The organism is Sphingobium sp. KKT206 (assembly GCF_055640555.1).
The window spans coordinates 494,647-511,530 of record NZ_CM145765.1 but is presented as its reverse complement, the minus strand read 5'-3'; the positions used below and the strand labels follow the sequence as shown (position 1 = coordinate 511,530).

The following is a 16,884-nucleotide window of genomic DNA, read 5'->3' as shown; positions in this document are numbered from 1 at the left end:
TAAAGCGAACAATATTGTCAACCGGCGATAGCCGGGAAGCGCCGTGGACGGACGTTTCCCGGCGAAATTTCAGCCGTTCAGTTTATCCTTTATCGCCTTGGCGGGCGTGAAGCCGAGCTTCTTGGCAGCTGCGATCTGGATAGTGGCGCCCGTGGAGGGGTTGCGACCTTCGCGCGCTGGCGCGTCCTTGACCTTGAACTTGCCAAAGCCGTTCAGGGCAATTTCTTCGCCCGCTGCTGCAGCATCAGCGATTGCGGCGAAGACCGCGTCGACCAGCTTGCGGGCATCCGCCTTGGAAAGGCCGTTGTCGCCGGCGATCTTCTCAGCGAGGTCGGTATTGTTCATGGGCTATATCCTGTGTCGTTGGACGGCGGGCATAGACGAGGGCGCAAGCCAACGTCCAGCCAGGACGCTATCGCTTTTTGGCAGTCTATTGGCTTCATCGTCCTCCCAGGCCTTGCTTGCCTTTGCGGGGCCTGACATTCGGGATGCCCGATCCCATCTATGGCATCTATGCCATCCAAGACGACGCATGATGGAGACCAGAATGGCTACGGCGCCCAATGATGCCCTGATTGTCATATGTCCGGCTTGCGCAACGGCGAACCGGTTGCCCCGCGAAAGGCTGGCCAAGGGAGGAACCTGCGGCCGATGCAAGCGCCCCCTATTCTCTGGGGAGCCCGTCAAACTGACCGCAGATAATTTCGACGCGCATGCCGCGCGGTCCGACATTCCCCTGCTTGTCGATTTCTGGGCGAACTGGTGCGGCCCCTGTCGTCAGATGGCCCCCGCCTTCAGCGCCGCGGCCGGACAACTTGAACCCTATATGCGCCTTGGGAAACTCGATACCGAGGCGCATCAAGCGATCGCGGGTCGCTATGCCATCCGGTCCATTCCCACGATGATCCTGTTTCGGGGTGGCCGCGAAATTGCGCGGCAATCGGGCGCTATGCCGCAACAGGCCATCGTTGCATGGGCGCGCGAGGCGGCACGACCGGCGTGAGCCGGGAGCCCGCCACCCACCCGGCGACGCCCGATGGCCGTTATTTCGTCGTGCGCGGTCGCCTGTGGCGACTGTCCAATCCCGCGTTGGACGAGGACGTTCGCGCCACCCTGGTATCGGATCTGATGCAGGCGCGTAGAGCCGTGCGCGACGCCCGTAAAAACGGCGATGTATCGGCCGAGCGTGAAGCGCATGCGGCGGCGGACATTGCCAAACGCGGACTTGGCGAGCGTGGCTCAGTCTGGTGGACTGATGGCGCACCTGACTATAATCGCCATATGGCGCGCAATACGCCCTATGCTGACTGGTTTGCAGCCCTCGACTGACGCGCCTTGCGCACCGGCTTGTTGGCCAGCTCAATCCAAACTGGAGCATGGTCGCTCGTCTTTTCCCATCCGCGCGGCGCTGTATCGACCTGCGCCCATTCAAGCTTGCTGCGTGCCTTTGCGTTGAGCAGAATATGGTCGATCCGAAGGCCCGCGTTGCGCTCGAACGCCCCGCGCCAATATTTCCAGAAGGTGTAGATGGTCTCATCAGGATGCAATTCGCGCAGAGCGTCGCTCCATCCCTGCTCCAGCAGATGGCGATAGGCGTCCCTCACCTCCGGCGCGAAGAGCGCATCGTCCCGCCACCGCTCGGGCGCATAAACATCCAGATCGGTTGGCATGACGTTGAAGTCCCCGGCGACCACAACCGGCGCATCGAGATCGACGAGCAAGGCAAGGTGATCATGAAGCCGCTCGAACCAGCGCAATTTGAAGTCGAACTTGGGTCCAGGGCGTGGATTGCCGTTGGGTAGATAAAGACCAGCAACCAGGACCCCGGCAACCGCCGCTTCGATGTAGCGGCTTTGCGTATCGTCCGGATCGCCGGGCAGGCCGCGGCGCGTCTCATGGATATCACCGACACGGCTCAGGATCGCAACGCCGTTCCATTGGCTTTGCCCATGCCATATCGCGTCATAGCCTGCGTCGCGGATCGCTGTTTCGGGAAATTTGCCCTGCGGCGCCTTCAGTTCCTGCAGACAGACGATGTCGGGCTCGGCTTCGCCCAGCCATCTTAGCAGGACAGGCAGGCGCCCGTTAATCCCGTTCACATTATAGGTGGCGATCTTCATCGTTGCGTTGACCTAGCTGGCGCGGGAGAGGCATGGGAATGGTTATAAGCCATGGATGATCCACACATCCCTGCGATCAGCCTGGCGCGTCGAGCGCCAACAAATCCTGCTCCTCTGGATGGCGATCAAAATAGCCGGCGACGAATTCGCATAGCGGCACGACCTTCAATCTCTTCTCCCGCACGTCCGCCAACGCGCCGGCGATCAGCTTACTGGCAATGCCTTGCCCTTCCAGCGCCTCAGGAACCTGCGTGTGCGTGAAGATCAATGCGCCATCGCGCCGTTCATAGGCCGCAATAGCCGTGCTACCATCGACCTTGAGTTCATAGCGGCTCTCGCCTTCATTATCGCGGACGTCCTCGTCTCAGCCATAGTCGGTTCCTCTTTCTTTCGGGTCATATGCATCGGCGATTTTCGCAGAGCCGGTCGATAGATCGAACAGATGGACAATGGCGCGGTTCCGCTAGAGCTGTCTGCTGACGAATGTGGCCTGGCCTTTGCGTTCCGATGCCGTGGCAGCCACAAGCCTTGCTGGAAAAAGCCGAGCTGCAGCGCTCATGAACAGCAGCTTCACCCGTCATTCATCGCAACATGCTATTTCATGTTCTGTCGCTTCTTCCCCCCTTTGGAGCGGCACCTCCCTGAACTTCGGTCCCGCCGCGAGCCTTGCTCTGGCGGGGCTTTTTTTATGCGTCCCCTGCTTTCATCACGATCGCCTTTTGGGTGTCACCTTGATGATTGCTTGTCTGTACGCGACCACCCATAGGGTCCAAATGGACCAAGAGACTTCCGAGCTCATCATGCGTGTCATCGCGCGCGCGCCGCAATGGCTTCGCCACGACCTGTCGTCAAAGGACCTCAACGCCCGTGGACGGGCCGAAGAAACACTCGCCGCCATGATCGTCGATGCGCTGTCGCACGGAACGCCGCTGGAGCCGGAAGGTTAAGCTTCGCGTGGGACCCTCCCATGGAGCATCTGTTTCGATGGGACGCCTTCTCCTCCCTGCCCTGCTTGTCGCCGCTGTTCCGACCGCAGCCTGCGCATCGGACAGCGAGCAGCTGACCATATATTGCGACGGCGGTCGAACCTTCCTTGCCAAGATCAGCCGGGATGGCGCGCTCGTAACGATCGGGAGACGGACGGTCGCGCTCAGGCCACGGGACTCATCGCTTGGGCGACGGTTTGAAGCAACAGGCGCTGCCCTGATCATAGATGGCGAGATGGTCGCTTTGGTACTCGATAACGATATCGATTTTCGAAACTGCCGGGTGAACCCGCCTGGTTCCTAGCTTCGGAACGCCGGATGAACGTCACCAGCCTGATCTCTCCTGTTTCGAGTGCTGGTAAACAGACATCTGCTTCTCTTTGATGGTCCCCGATTCGGAATGCGAACACGGCGAACAGCGACCGAATGATTTGGCGATTTCGATTCGGGCATCGCCCCTCGATTTTCTCTCGCGCTCGATATTTTGTGAACTCACGATCGCGTCGCGAAACGATTCAGGGAATCCATGACGTTGGATCCGTCGGATGCCCCAAGCAGGACCTCGTTCACCCCGAAACATGCGCTCGACTAACTTGACAGTCCGGGGAGTCATGGAGAACAGGAAGGGAACACACTGTTAGACCGATGAGACCAAGGAATGCCCCGCAATGCCATCCTCGAGGATTTGCGTTCGTCGATCGCCCATGTGACGGGCGATGGGCGCCGTCATGGCGTCCATCCTTTCGGCCTTGACGATATCGACGATCATCTGCCCGGAAATGGTCTTGCAACCGGCGCATTGCATGAGGTTCTGGGCTCTCCCGACATTTGCGACGACGCAGCCGCAACGATATTCATCGCAGGCATATTGGCGCGCATGGAAGGCCCGGTTTTCTGGTGTCTGCGCTGGCGCGATTTGTTCACCCCTGCCCTCGACCTTGCAGGCCTTCATCCTGACCGCCTGACCATCGTCGAGCCTGGCGATGACAAGGGCGCGCTGATCGCGATGGAAGATTGCCTGCGCGTGGCTGGCGTCGCCGGCGTTGTGGGCGAGGTCTCAAAGCTCTCGACGACCGCGTCGAAACGGCTTCAGCTTGCTGCCGAAGGGTCCGGGGTGACTGCGTTCATCCTGCGTCGCGCCGCCAAGGCGGACGCACTGATCGAGGGCTCTGCAGCACAGACCCGATGGCGTGTTACGGCATCACCGAGCGCAGATCTGGGCATCCCTGCCCTTGCCCGCCCGCGCTGGTCGGTCGCGCTCGAGCGCGTCCGCGGCGCAGAACCTAAAAGCTGGATAGTGGAGGCCTGCGATGCGCAGGGTCGTCTCGCTCTACCTGCCATACTGGTCGACAGACCGGATCAGCAGGAAGCGTGGCGTATCGCCGTCTGAGGCGAACGCAGCGCCATCCCGGCCGCCGCTTGTCACGGCCATAGAATCGCACGGTCGCAAGCTGATCGCGGCGGTGGACGTGCTTGGCCGCAGCCTTGGCATCACGCCCAGCATGAGCGTCACCAAGGCAAGGACCCTGGTGCCCGATCTTGACGTGCTCGATGCAGACGAAGCGGCCGACGCGCAAGGGCTTGAGCGGCTCGCCTTGTGGGCAGGGCAGCGCTACGCCCCCTTCGTCGCGGTCGATTACCCCGATGGCCTATGGCTCGACATCAGCGGATGCAGCGAACTGTTCGGCGGCGAGGAAGCGCTGGTCAAGGACCTGTTCCGCCGGGTGAACGGCTCGGGCCTTACAGCACAGATCGCTGTTGCTGACACGGCAGGCTGCGCGCATGCGGTCGCGCGCCATGTCCCTGCCGGTCGCCCGGTTATCATTGTTCCTGGAGACCAGAAGAAGGCGGTCGGCCTCCTACCCCTTGCCGCCCTGCGCATCCCGGCAAAAGTGGCAAGCGATCTGCACAAGATGGGCTTCACCCGGATCGAGCAACTCATTGCCGAGCCGCGCGGTCCCATTGCGCGCCGCTACGGACATGAACTCTACCGCCGCCTCGACCAGGCCCTTGGCCATGCGCCAGAGGCGATGGCCCCGATCTTCCCGCCGTCACTGCCCCAGGCGCGCCGCGGGCTTCTTGAACCCATCGGTACGGCCGACGCCATCGCGAAGGTCATCGGCGATCTCACCGACGACATTTGCGCTGCGTTGATGCGGGACGGTACCGGCGCGCGGCGCCTCGACCTCCATTGCGAACGGGTCGATGGCCAATATCAGTCCGTCAGGATCGGGATGGCATCTCCTACAAGGGATGCCCGGCATCTGACAAAGCTCCTGGTTCCCAGGATCGAGCGGATAGATCCAGGCCTTGGGATCGAGACCATGATCCTGATCGCGCCGATCGTCGAACCACTCCGCAGCGCACAGGCTGATCTTGCAGGCGATACGCATCGCGGCCCGGACCTTGGTGCCCTTATCGACGCGCTGGCGAACCGTTTCGGCTATGACCGGCTGTACGGCACGACGCCCTGCTCGTCCGCCATGCCCGAACGCACGGTCAAGCGAACAATGGCGCTGCGCGAGGGTGCGGATCGGCGCTGGAACGCTGTCCTGCCGCGCCCGGGCCGCATGATCGACCCGCCTGAGCCGGTCCAGGTGATCGCGATGATGCCGGACCATCCGCCTGCCCAGTTCGTCTGGCGGGGCAAGCGGCGCAAGGTAGTTCAGGCCGATGGTCCCGAACGCCTCCAGGGCGAATGGTGGCGCGCCAAGGGCCTGGAAGCCGACAGCCCCTATCTCGTGCGCGACTATTTCCAGGTCGAGGTCGAAGGTGGCGGGCGCTACTGGCTGTTCCGCTTGGGCGACGGCCAATGGTCGTCGACCGGACCCATGGCCTGGTTCATCCATGGCGCCTTCGCATGAGCCTTGCCGATCAGCGCTATGTCGAGTTGCAGGCGACGAGCCATTTCAGCTTCCTGCGCGGTGCATCCTCGCCTGAGGAACTGCTGACCGCAGCTGCCATGCTGGGCATGCCTGCCATCGGCATCGTGGATCGCAATAGTCTGGCGGGATTGGTGCGCGCCTGGGACGCTGGCCGTTCGACGGGCGTGCGCGTCATCAACGGCTGCAGGCTGGATCTTTCCTGTGGCACCGGCCTGCTTATCTATCCCACCGATCGCGCAGCCTATGGTCGCCTTTGCCGGCTATTGACGCTCGGCAAATCGCGCGCCGGCAAAGGAAGCTGCGAACTCCATTGGGATGATGTCGCGACATGGAGCGAGGGGCTGATCGCCATCCTTATCCCCAATAGCGATGACGCAAAAACGCAGGCGGACCTCGTCAGCGTCTCATCGATCTTTCAGGAACGCAGCTACCTCGCGCTGACCCTACAGCGGCAACCCGGCGATGCGTTGCGGTTGCGGCGCCTGACACAGATGGCACAGCAGGCGCGCGTCGCGACCGTCGCCACCGGCGATGTCCTCTACCACACGCCCGAGCGCCGGATGCTGCAGGATGTGGTGACCTGCATCCGCGAGAAATGTACGATCGACGATCTGGGCGAGCGACGCGAGCAGATCGCAGACCGGCACCTTAAGGACGCCGACGAGCTGGACCGGCTGTTCGTGCGCTATCTTGGGGACACAGGGCCAGTTCGGCGAAGTGTCGCTATCGCCGAGCAATGCCGCTTTTCCCTTGAAGAGTTGCGCTATCAATATCCCGATGAAATCGGTAAAAGCGGGCGTACACCGCAGCAGGAACTTGAGCGCCTTACCTGGGCAAAAGCCCCTGCCCGCTATCCAGACGGCATCGACGACAAGACAAGGGCCCAGCTGGAGCATGAGCTGCGTCTCATCGCCCAGCTCGATTACGCACCCTATTTTCTGACGGTCCACGCGATCGTCGATTTTGCGCGCTCGAAAGACATTTTGTGCCAGGGCCGGGGATCGGCCGCGAACTCGGCGGTCTGCTACTGCCTTGGCATCACCTCGATCGATCCGGTGCGCACCGAACTGCTGTTCGAACGGTTCGTGAGCGCCGAGCGACGCGAGCCGCCCGATATCGATGTCGATTTCGAGCATGAGCGGCGCGAGGAGGTGATCCAATGGATCTACGAGACCTATGGCCGCAACCATAGTGCGTTGACTGCCGTGATCTCCCGCTTCCGTACCAAAGGCGCGATCCGTGAGGTCGGCAAGGCGCTTTGCCTGTCGACCGATGTCACCGACGCGCTGTCAGGACAGGTCTGGGGCTGGAGCCGCGAGGGTGTGCAAGACCGCCATGTCGCCGAGCTCAATCTTGATATGACCGATCGCCGCCTTGCCCTCACGCTGGAGCTGTCGCGTCTGCTCATGGATACGCCGCGCCATTCCTCGCAGCATCCCGGCGGCTTCGTGCTGACCCGCGACCGGCTCGACGAGTTGGTGCCGATCGAACCTGCCCGCATGGATGATCGCCAGATCATCGAATGGGACAAGGATGATATCGACCTTATGGGGTTTATGAAGGTCGATGTGCTGGCATTAGGCATGCTCAGCTGCATGCGACGCGGCTTCGATCTCCTGCGCGAGGAGAAGGACATCCACCTCGACCTAGCCACGATACCGGCCGAAGACCCGGCAACCTATGCGATGATCCGCAAGGCTGACACGCTTGGCGTCTTCCAGATCGAAAGCCGGGCGCAGATGGCGATGCTGCCCCGTATCAAGCCAAGGACATTCTATGACCTGGTCGTCGAGGTCGCCATCGTTCGGCCCGGCCCCATCCAGGGCGACATGGTCCACCCATATCTAAGGCGCCGCGAAGGCAAGGAAAAGGTCAGCTATCCCAGGCCGGAGCTGCGCCGGGTCCTTGAAAAGACGCTCGGCGTCCCGCTCTTTCAGGAGCAGGCGATGCGGGTCGCCATTGAGTGTGCCGGGTTCACCGCCAGCGAGGCGGACCTTTTGCGGCGGGCGATGGCGACGTTCAAGCTGACCGGCGGGGTCAGCCATTTTCGCGACAAGCTCATCGGCGGCATGGTCGAACGCGGCTATGAGCAGGCTTTTGCCGAACAGACCTTCAAGCAGATCGAAGGCTTTGGCTCCTATGGCTTCCCCGAAAGCCATGCCGCAAGCTTCGCGCTCATCGTCTATGCCTCCTCCTGGCTTAAATGCCATCATCCAGATGTCTTCTGTGCGGCGTTGTTGAACGCCCAGCCCATGGGCTTTTATGCACCAGCCCAAATCGTCCGCGACGCACGCGAACATGGCGTTGAGGTCCGCCCGGTCGATGTGAACCATAGTCGCTGGGACTGCACGCTTGAAGTGGGGAACCGGCGGTACAAGGCCGTGCGCCTTGGGCTGCGTATGGTCCGCGATCTTGCCAATCCGGACGGCGCGGCGATCGTCTCGGCCCGCGGCGCAGAGCCCTATGCTTCAGTGGAAGAAATCCAGCGCAGAGCCGGCGTGGGTGCTGGTGCGCTCGATCGGATCGGCGATGCTGATGGCTTCGGCTCGCTCCGGCACAGCCGTCGCACTGGCCTGTGGGATGTGAAAGGGTTGCGCGACAGCCCCCTGCCCCTTTTTGCCGCAGCAGACGAGCGCGAGGGGAAGCTCCGCGCCGAAGCGGTCGAACCCGAGGTCGCGCTCTCGCCGATGGCGGAAGGCCAGGAGGTAGTGGAAGACTATCGCAGCTTCGCGCTATCGCTCCGCGCCCATCCGGTAACCTTTCTCAGGGAGGATTTGGCAGCGAGGAAGATGGTCCCGTGCGCGGCGCTTTCTGACATCCGCGATGGTCGCTGGGTCAATCTTGCAGGGATCATCATGGTGCGGCAGCGGCCCGGCTCTGCCAAGGGTATCATGTTCATCACCATCGAGGACGAGACCGGGATCGCAAATCTTGTAGTGTGGACCAAAGTGTTCGAGGCCAATCGCGGCACTGTCCTTGGCGCATCCATGCTCGGCGTGCGCGGTCAGGTCCAGAAAGAAGGCGAGGTCATTCACGTCATTGCCCAACGGCTCGAAAATCTGTCTGGATTACTGGCAAGCGTGGGCGAACGGAGCGATCTTTCCAACGTCTTCCGCCCGGCGCGCGGCGATGGCGCGAAGAGTGGCGGCGGACCTGATCCCCGGGACCCGGACAGCAAATTGCTCGGTCGAAAAGCGCGTGAGATATACATCCCTGACCTGCGGCTGGGATCAGGCATCATGCCCGGGAAGCCGACCGAGGGCATCGAGGTGAAGCCAAGAAATTTTCGGTGAGAATGTCAACATCGACATCGGCTCAGACAAAAATCGGAGGGCGTGATAGAGCAGTTTTGCGAGATTTCTCGTCGCCAGATCTGCTTGATTAGCCTTTTGTAGCTGCCGACCCGCGCGATCTAATCAGAACCCGATACGGAAGCCTACCGGTGTCGACCCATGCCGGACGCTCAGCGCCCGATTTTCTATCTCCAGCAGCAGACGTTCCGCTTTTCCGACGGATGTCGACCAACATACGCCGTTCACTTATGCGGGACGCTGCGATCACGATCGCTCTCGACCATGAGGATCGCGTTGATTGTCCGTAGCTGCTCGGCCAGCACGCCGGCGCCATCAGCGAGCGCGTGATTATGGTGCGCGCAGTAGATGCGCTTGTTAACGCGGCGGCCACCCAATGCGGCGGGGAAGAGATGCTCGCGCGATCCGGCGGGCTCGGCACAGATGATGCATGTTCGTCGTGCCATGGTGTTCGCCTAGAGACAGCCCTCGACATATTCGATGCTGGGCGAACCAACTGAGATCCCACTGACTTTCCCGCCGTTTATCGAGAATTTGATGCCGCGTTCTCCGCCCGGTTCATAATAGAAGAGCTTTTTATCGGGCGGCTCGGAGTAGATGTCCGGCAGCTGCTTGAGCCCGGCATAGGCCTGGCGCACCGCCGCCTCAGAATCGCCGAGCTTCACTCCACGGTCAGTCATGAAGGTCGGTGCGGGAGGATCGAGATAGGCCTCGACCGTCGTCACCACCCCGCTTTCGACCAGCATCTGCAGATTCTTGGGTCCTCCGATTACCTCATAGGCAAGGCACGTCCCGTCGCCAGCCTCGGTGTAATGGCCATCGTCGCCGATTTTAAGGCCCGATGCCGCCTGCGCGCTGTCCGTCGTTACACCGGCCTCGATCCCGCCCCAGCCAAACGGCGTCAGCACTCGGCAAGTCATGCCTTTGCAGGCTGCGAGCGTCGTAGACGATGCCGACGGCGACGGCGCTGTCTTCGCAACTGGCGAGGGCGCGGGCTTGGGGAAGGCCGTTGGCGTGCTGGCGGTGGCTATGGGAGCCGGTGGCGCCTGTCGGTTCGCATAAGCGACAACCGTGATGACGGCTGCTATCGCCAATCCACCGATGAGCAAGCCCCGGTGCCGAGCCGAGGGCGGGTTCGGATTTGCCAAGGCCTCTCGAACCGGCGCGGTCTTTGGGGCTGCCGGCCCGAGCGTCTCGTCGTAGGCGCGGCGACGCTCAGCATCGCGCAAGGTGGCATAAGCTTCGTTGAGTTGCTTTGCGCGGCGCTCACCCTCGGCTTTCAGTCCGGTGAAGGTGTCAGGATGATATCGCCGCATCATCGCCCGGTAGGCGGCGTCGATGACCTCCTGCTCGGCGCTCCGATCGACCCCTAGAATCTCGTAATAGTTTGGCACGCGCACCCCCATTCAGGCAGATGAAACGAGAGGCACGGTCGAAGCAAGGCAAAGCTCAATCATGCGGTGCTATTCCGACCGAGAAGTCGATGACGCTAGCACCCGGCGCAGGCTTCTTGGGAGCCGCCGTTCCGGAACTGGCCCTTCGTAGTGATTCTGCGATGCCGTTCAGTAAGGCACTGGATGGCAGGATTGTCTCACTACACGGCGTTTGGCACTTAGGAAAACCGACCCATTCCGGCCACTCAGTCGCCGACTTTCCATACCCAGGTGCGGTCAGTCTGCTTTCCCATTCTGGACGCGCAAGACAGGCCTTTAGACGACTGTGTGGTAGGGGACGTAAGCCGAAGCTGCCGCTGGCTTTATTAAAAAGCCGGTGCCCGGTCATTAGCGCATTCGCCGATGCAGGGTCGCGTCGCCTTGAATGGTATCCTATGTGTCATGATCCAATCGAAATTCTATGCGTCATCGGTCGTCGGTTTGGTTGATCAGCGGCTGTCCGCGAGAACTCTGGACCCCTAGACGGCCTCGTTCGCTCCAAGCGTCGGTCTGCTCTCGGTCCTATGCGCCGTTCAGAACCGGCTTAGAGGAAGATTTCTCACGTTTGGCCGTCACCAGTTTATCAAGCAGATCGCCGACAGCTTGAAACGGACAAGGGTATTGGGCTACCGACGCCAGCGCTGGCTACAGATCATTATCCCCGAAGCCGATAGCGGGCACTTCGCGTTCAACCGGAACGGGACCATGCGCGAAGGGTTGTTGCCATAGACCGACAGGAGATGATCATGGTTGCACGACCCTATTGGAAAGGCCAGATCCGGCTCGCGCTCGTCTCCATCCCTGTCGAGATCTATTCCGCCACCAGAAGCGGTGCTACGATCGCTTTCAACCAGATCCATGAGCCTTCGGGTAAGCGTATTAAATATGAGAAGATCGTGCCTGGCATCGGGCCGATCGACCTGGACGACATCGTCAAAGGCTTTGAATATGCCAAAGGCGAATATGTGCTGCTGGACGAGAAAGAGATCGAAGGCGTCAAGCTGGAGAGCAAGAAGACGCTGGAGCTGACCCAGTTCGTCGATGCGCATGACATCGACATGATCTATTTCGAAAAGCCCTATTATGTCGTGCCCGCCGACGACCTGGCGGAGGAAGCCTTCATCGTCCTACGCGAAGCGTTGCGGCGCAGCCGGAAGGTTGGCCTTGGCCAACTCGCGATGCGCGGCCGGGAATATGTCGTCAGCATCAAGGCATGCGGGCGCGGCATGGTGATGGAGACGTTGCGGTATGCCGATGAAGTCAACAAAGCTGCGCGCTATTTCCACGAGATCGGCGATGGCGAGCCGGATGACGAATTGCTCGATCTCGCCACGACCTTGATCGACAAGAAGACCGGTAAGTTCCACGCGAGTGATTTTCACGATCGCTACGTCGATGCGCTGAAGGAGCTTATCGAGCATAAGAAGAAGGGCAAGACGCTTAACATCGACAGCGACGATGAAGGCGGTGCTGATCCACGTGGGAATAACGTCGTCGATCTGATGGCGGCACTCAAGAAATCCATCGGCCCGGCCAGCAAGGCCAAGGCGACGGCGAAGAAGCCAGCGGGCAAGGTAGCGGCCAAGAGCGACGCGAAGTCGGCAGGCAAGACATCCGCCAAAAAGCGGGCGTGACGGGGACGTCCCTGGATCATGAGTGACGCGACCAGGGATCAGACGCTGCGTGAAATGGCCGCCCATCGTGGTTTCAAGCTGGTAAAGTCCCGCAGGCGCAAGGTTGGTGCGGGTGATTATGGCAAATATGGGCTCACCGATGCGGGCGGGAAGCCTTTGCTCGGGGTTGGCGATGATGGGCTGACCGCCTCGCTGGAGGATATCGAAGCGTTTCTGCGCAAGGGCGCGACAAGCAGCTGGAAGGCATCGGCTCACGCCATGCCTGTATGTGCCGCACCGACAAGGAAAGCGACAACAGCGACGCATGAAAACGTCGAGCCCGCCCTCCGACCGCGCGCGAGGCGTTCCATCGGGCAGACGCCAACGCCCGCGAAGAAAATAGCGGCCAAGCCTGCGCCCACGCCCGAACCGGGCCCGCTCCGCATTCGCGCCGCCAAGCGGACCGATGCGGCAGGCATGGCGGTGCTGCTGCGCCAGCTTGCCCAAACGACCATCGATGAACACGGTGTCGCGCATAATCTTGAGCGGGTCAGGAAGGCTAGAGGCGGCGCGATCGTCGCTGTTCTGGAGGGGATCGTCGGTTGTTGCGGCTGGACGCTGATACCCACGCTTCACCATGGCCTGATCGGCCGGATTACTGTGTTGCTGGTGGATGGGGCGCATCGCCGCCGAGGCATCGCGACTGCCATGCTGGATGCTGCGACAACGGCGCTGCGCGAAGCAGGATGCACGCGGATCGAAGCGATGAGCGACATCGACATCAAAAATGCGCATAATTTCTTTCGGGCTTCGACGTTCGAGCAGACCAGCTACCGCTTCGCGCGCGCCATCGATGCGGAGGCGTGATCGTTTGCGATACCCCCGGAACGAGTTGGCACGCTTGCGGATTGAGGGGCAAAGCAACGGACCGAACCAACATGGCAAAGGCGCAGGACAAAAGCCCTAAAGACAGTCTCGACCTCTATCGGGCAAAGCGTGACTTCGCACGCACGGCCGAGCCTGCTGGTGCGGAGTTTCCGACGGCCGGCAACGGCTTTGTCGTCCAGAAACATGCAGCGTCGCGGTTGCATTATGACTTCCGGTTGGAACTGGACGGCGTGCTGGTTAGCTGGGCCGTCACCCGTGGGCCGAGCGCCAATCCCGACGACAAACGCCTGGCGGTGCGAACCGAGGATCACCCGCTTGATTATGCACGGTTCGAAGGCCTGATCCCCAAAGGGGAATATGGCGGCGGCACCGTCATGCTGTGGGACAATGGCACATGGGAACCGATAGCAGGTAAAGACCCGTGCAAGACACTGGCCGAAGGGCATCTCCATTTCATCCTGCATGGCCGCCGGATGCAGGGAGAGTGGGTCTTGTTCCGGCTCAAGCCACGCGGAAAGGAGCGCGGCGAAAACTGGATATTGCGCAAAGTCAGCGACGCTTTTGCCGGCGGGTCGGACGATCTGGTCAGTCACCATCTCACCAGCATCGACAGTGGCCGCACGATGGAGGAAATCGCCGCTGGCAAACCCATTTCCCAGCGCAAAGTCGCAAAGGCGAAGGCGACTGCGCGCGGGAATGCCAAGGGCGATGTCCCGCCGCCTTTTCAGCCTGTGCAACTGGCGACACTTGTCGACCATGTGCCTGCAGGCAGTCATTGGCTCCATGAGCTAAAATATGATGGCTATCGCACGTTGCTGGCCATCGGCGGCGGCAATGGCCGCGCCTATACACGATCCGGCCTCGACTGGTCCGATCGCTGTGCCGGGTTGATCGCCGACGCGACAAAGCTGGATGCATCAAGCGCCCTGATTGACGGCGAGGCCGTGGTGATCCTAGCCGATGGCCGCACCAGCTTTCAGGGTTTGCAGGCGGCGCTCAAGGACGATCCCGGAAAAATCGACTATATGGCCTTCGACTTGCTGGCATTGAATGGCGAGGATTTGACCGGGCGGCCCTTGCTTGAACGCAAGGCGATGCTCGCCACGCTGCTCGGCGATGGCGCGGGCCATATCCGCTATTCCGACCATATCATCGGGCGCGGCGAGCAGTTGTTCGAGCGCTTTTGCGGCGCGGGACTTGAAGGCGTCATCTCCAAGCGGGGGGATGCCCGCTATTCCGGATCGCGATCGAGCGGCTGGGTCAAGACCAAATGCACCCGCCGTCAGGAGTTCGTGATTGTGGGCTGGTTGCCCTCGGACAAGCAGCGCGGGTTCCGTTCGCTGCTGCTGGCCGTCCATGACAAAGGCACGCTTCGGTTCGCCGGGAAAGTCGGCACCGGCTTTTCAGCGGACGAGATGGAGCGGCTGCTGGCCTTGATGGCACCGCTAGCCCGGAAGACGCCGACGGTCGAGGCCCCGCGCGCGGCAGTACGCAACGCACACTGGATCAAACCGAAACTGGTCGCCGAGGTCGCCTTTGCGGAATTTACCGACGAAGGCGTGCTGCGCCATTCAAGCTATCTCGGATTACGCGAAGACAAGAAGCCGGAAGCGGTGGTGCTGGAGGTCGAAGCGCCCGTCGAACAGGCGACGCAGCCCGCCGCGACCAACGGCGTTAAGATCAGCAATCGCGACCGGGTAATCTTCCCGGAGGGCAAGCTCACCAAGGGCGAGCTAGCCGACTATTATGAAGCGGTAGCGGATATCATGCTGCCTTGGGCAGGCAGTCGGCCGATCAGCCTCGTGCGCTGCCCGCAAGGCCGCGACAAGAAATGCTTCTTCCAAAAACATGATGCTGGCAGTTTCGGCGACGACGTCAAACAGGTGGGCATCCTGGAAAAGGACGGCCATGAAGAACCCTATCTGTTCGTCGATACGCCCGCAGGGCTGCTGACCTGCGTTCAGATGGGGACGATCGAATTTCACGGCTGGGGTGCCCGGATCGAGGATGTCGAGAAGCCCGACCGGCTGGTGTTCGATCTTGATCCCGACGAGGGGCTGGCGTTCAAGGATGTGGTGTCGGCGGCCTTCCATCTGCAGGATATGCTGGTGCAGATGGGGCTCGTCACCTTTCCGATGATGACCGGTGGCAAGGGCGTGCATGTGATCGCGCCGCTGACCCCCAGCGCCGAGTGGCCGCAGGTCAAGGATTTCGCGCATCGTTTCGCCACCGCGCTGTCACAGGCCGACCCCGACCGATTTACGGCTGCGCTCGCCAAGGCGAAGCGGACGGGCAAGATCTTCATCGACTATCTGCGCAACCAGCGCGGCGCGACCGCCGTCATGCCCTATAGCGCACGGTCGCGGCCGTTCGCACCGATCGCGGTGCCGCTCAGCTGGGAGGAACTGCGCACGCTGGACGGCCCGGACCAATGGCATATCGGGGACGCAGGCGAAATGCTGAAGCGCGCCGCTTCCAAGGATCTGGCCCATTGGGGCAGAGCCGACCAGATCCTGCCCGATCTTTAGTCTGTTGCGGCCAAAGACGTCGTCATTCGGTGAACCGGGGCATGGCCAAGCCTAACGCAGGAACTGGCGGCCGGGGTGGCTCGTAATTCGACCTTCAGCCTTCGGAGCGACGGCGAAATGTCCGCTCGCCATTCATCAGCAAGGAGCCATCATGGCCGATCGCCTCACCCTGCAAGATCCACGCGACCAATATCCCAAACCGCCTTTCCCCAAGCAGCCCCAGCCAGCCCCAGGCATAGCGGCGCAGATGGACCCGACACCGGACCATGGCGAAGAGAGCTATGTGGGGTCGGGCAAGCTTAAGGGGCGCAAGGCGCTCGTCACGGGTGGCGATTCCGGCATTGGTCGGGCAGCGGCTATCGCTTACGCACGGGAAGGGGCCGATGTCGCCATTGCCTATCTGCCCAGCGAAGAGAGCGATGCGCAGGCCGTGATAGCTCTGATCGAAGCGGAGGGGCGCAAAGCCGTCGCGCTTCCCGGCGACGTGATGGATGAAGCCTGGTGCCGCCAGTTGGTCGACGATGCCGTCGCCGGTCTTGGCGGGTTGGACATATTGGTCATCAATGCGGGCCGTCAGCAGTTCCGGGACGATGTGCAGGTGCTGAGCTCAGATGATTTCGACCGCACGATGAAGACCAACCTCTATGCGTTGCACTGGATCGTGCAGGCGGCGGTGCCGCATCTGCCTGCCGGTGCCTCGGTCATCACGACCGCGTCGATCCAGGCCTATGATCCATCGGCCATCCTCCTCGACTATGCGACGACCAAGGCGGGGATAGTGGCCTATACCAAGGCGCTGGCCAAGCAACTGATCGAGAAAGGCATCCGCGCCAATGTCGTGGCGCCCGGCCCCTTCTGGACGGTTATGCAATCCACTGGGGGTCAGCCGCAGGAAAAGGTCACGAAATTCGGCGAGCAGAGCCAGTTCGGCCGCCCCGGCCAACCCGTCGAGATCGCGCCCATCTATGTGCTGCTGGCGTCGCAGGAGGGCAGTTATATCACCGGCGAGGTCTATGGCGTCACCGGTGGTGCGGGTATTGCCTGAACGGTGCGGTGTTGCCGACGTGCCCAAATCACCAAACATTGTCTGACAGCTGGTTGGCCACCGGCGCGTGCGATC

At 61.6% G+C, this 16,884-nt stretch carries 15 protein-coding genes; 10 read left to right on the top strand and 5 right to left on the bottom strand.

Annotation, left to right across the window (positions count from 1 at the left end):
- Positions 1-69 precede the first annotated feature (69 nt).
- Complete coding sequence (locus tag ACZ2HM_RS20340; protein WP_043150384.1) at positions 70-345, bottom strand: HU family DNA-binding protein; 276 nt, start codon at positions 343-345, stop codon at positions 70-72.
- Between the two features lie 202 nt (positions 346-547).
- Here ACZ2HM_RS20340 and trxC point away from each other — a divergent pair, with 202 nt between their 5' ends.
- Both trxC and ACZ2HM_RS20330 read left to right on the top strand, forming a co-directional pair.
- Complete coding sequence (trxC, locus tag ACZ2HM_RS20335; RefSeq protein ID WP_043150382.1) at positions 548-1,003, top strand: thioredoxin TrxC; 456 nt, start codon at positions 548-550, stop codon at positions 1,001-1,003.
- On the top strand, positions 1,000-1,329 hold the full coding sequence (locus tag ACZ2HM_RS20330) for a hypothetical protein (protein WP_043150456.1): 330 nt from the start codon (positions 1,000-1,002) through the stop codon (positions 1,327-1,329). The genes trxC and ACZ2HM_RS20330 overlap by 4 nt, the downstream gene beginning before the upstream one ends.
- On the opposite strand, the gene xth is transcribed toward ACZ2HM_RS20330, so the two are convergent.
- Complete coding sequence (xth, locus tag ACZ2HM_RS20325) at positions 1,299-2,120, bottom strand: exodeoxyribonuclease III (protein WP_043150380.1); 822 nt, start codon at positions 2,118-2,120, stop codon at positions 1,299-1,301. The two genes, ACZ2HM_RS20330 and xth, sit on opposite strands and share 31 nt — an antisense overlap.
- Before the next feature lie 76 nt (positions 2,121-2,196).
- Complete coding sequence (locus ACZ2HM_RS20320; RefSeq protein ID WP_081764064.1) at positions 2,197-2,418, bottom strand: GNAT family N-acetyltransferase; 222 nt, start codon at positions 2,416-2,418, stop codon at positions 2,197-2,199.
- A 259-nt stretch (positions 2,419-2,677) separates the two neighbouring features.
- Here ACZ2HM_RS20320 and ACZ2HM_RS20315 point away from each other — a divergent pair, with 259 nt between their 5' ends.
- The 4 genes from ACZ2HM_RS20315 (at position 2,678) to ACZ2HM_RS20300 (ending at position 9,284) form a co-directional block, all read left to right on the top strand.
- Positions 2,678-3,067: a DUF6771 family protein gene (locus ACZ2HM_RS20315; RefSeq protein WP_130754749.1), complete on the top strand. Its 390-nt coding sequence runs from the start codon at positions 2,678-2,680 to the stop codon at positions 3,065-3,067.
- A gap of 697 nt (positions 3,068-3,764) precedes the next feature.
- Positions 3,765-4,496 carry an ImuA family protein gene (locus tag ACZ2HM_RS20310; protein WP_043150375.1) on the top strand — a complete coding sequence of 244 codons (732 nt, stop codon included), beginning with the start codon at positions 3,765-3,767 and terminating at the stop codon, positions 4,494-4,496.
- Positions 4,417-5,970 (top strand): Y-family DNA polymerase, encoded by a 1,554-nt coding sequence (locus ACZ2HM_RS20305; protein ID WP_081764063.1) that lies wholly within the window; start codon positions 4,417-4,419, stop codon positions 5,968-5,970. Before ACZ2HM_RS20310 ends, ACZ2HM_RS20305 begins: the two co-directional genes overlap by 80 nt.
- A complete protein-coding gene (locus tag ACZ2HM_RS20300) occupies positions 5,967-9,284 on the top strand; it encodes an error-prone DNA polymerase (RefSeq protein WP_043150453.1) in 3,318 nt (1,105 codons plus the stop codon). The genes ACZ2HM_RS20305 and ACZ2HM_RS20300 overlap by 4 nt, the downstream gene beginning before the upstream one ends.
- Before the next feature lie 242 nt (positions 9,285-9,526).
- On the opposite strand, the gene ACZ2HM_RS20295 is transcribed toward ACZ2HM_RS20300, so the two are convergent.
- Positions 9,527-9,748, bottom strand: a complete 222-nt coding sequence (locus ACZ2HM_RS20295) for a hypothetical protein (protein WP_043150372.1) — start codon at positions 9,746-9,748, stop codon at positions 9,527-9,529.
- A 9-nt stretch (positions 9,749-9,757) separates the two neighbouring features.
- Positions 9,758-10,708, bottom strand: a complete 951-nt coding sequence (locus ACZ2HM_RS20290; RefSeq protein ID WP_051519885.1) for a DnaJ domain-containing protein — start codon at positions 10,706-10,708, stop codon at positions 9,758-9,760.
- 773 nt (positions 10,709-11,481) lie between these two features.
- Here ACZ2HM_RS20290 and ku point away from each other — a divergent pair.
- The 4 genes from ku to ACZ2HM_RS20270 all read left to right on the top strand — a co-directional run bounded on the left by ku (position 11,482) and on the right by ACZ2HM_RS20270 (position 16,809).
- Entirely contained in the window at positions 11,482-12,369 is an 888-nt protein-coding gene (gene ku / locus ACZ2HM_RS20285) for a non-homologous end joining protein Ku (protein ID WP_043150451.1), read from the top strand.
- 18 nt (positions 12,370-12,387) lie between these two features.
- Positions 12,388-13,215 (top strand): GNAT family N-acetyltransferase, encoded by an 828-nt coding sequence (locus tag ACZ2HM_RS20280; RefSeq protein ID WP_470427317.1) that lies wholly within the window; start codon positions 12,388-12,390, stop codon positions 13,213-13,215.
- Between the two features lie 71 nt (positions 13,216-13,286).
- Positions 13,287-15,764 carry a DNA ligase D gene (gene ligD, locus ACZ2HM_RS20275; RefSeq protein WP_086486054.1) on the top strand — a complete coding sequence of 826 codons (2,478 nt, stop codon included), beginning with the start codon at positions 13,287-13,289 and terminating at the stop codon, positions 15,762-15,764.
- Between the two features lie 151 nt (positions 15,765-15,915).
- Positions 15,916-16,809 (top strand): SDR family oxidoreductase, encoded by an 894-nt coding sequence (locus tag ACZ2HM_RS20270; protein WP_086486055.1) that lies wholly within the window; start codon positions 15,916-15,918, stop codon positions 16,807-16,809.
- The last annotated feature ends 75 nt before the right edge of the window (positions 16,810-16,884 follow it).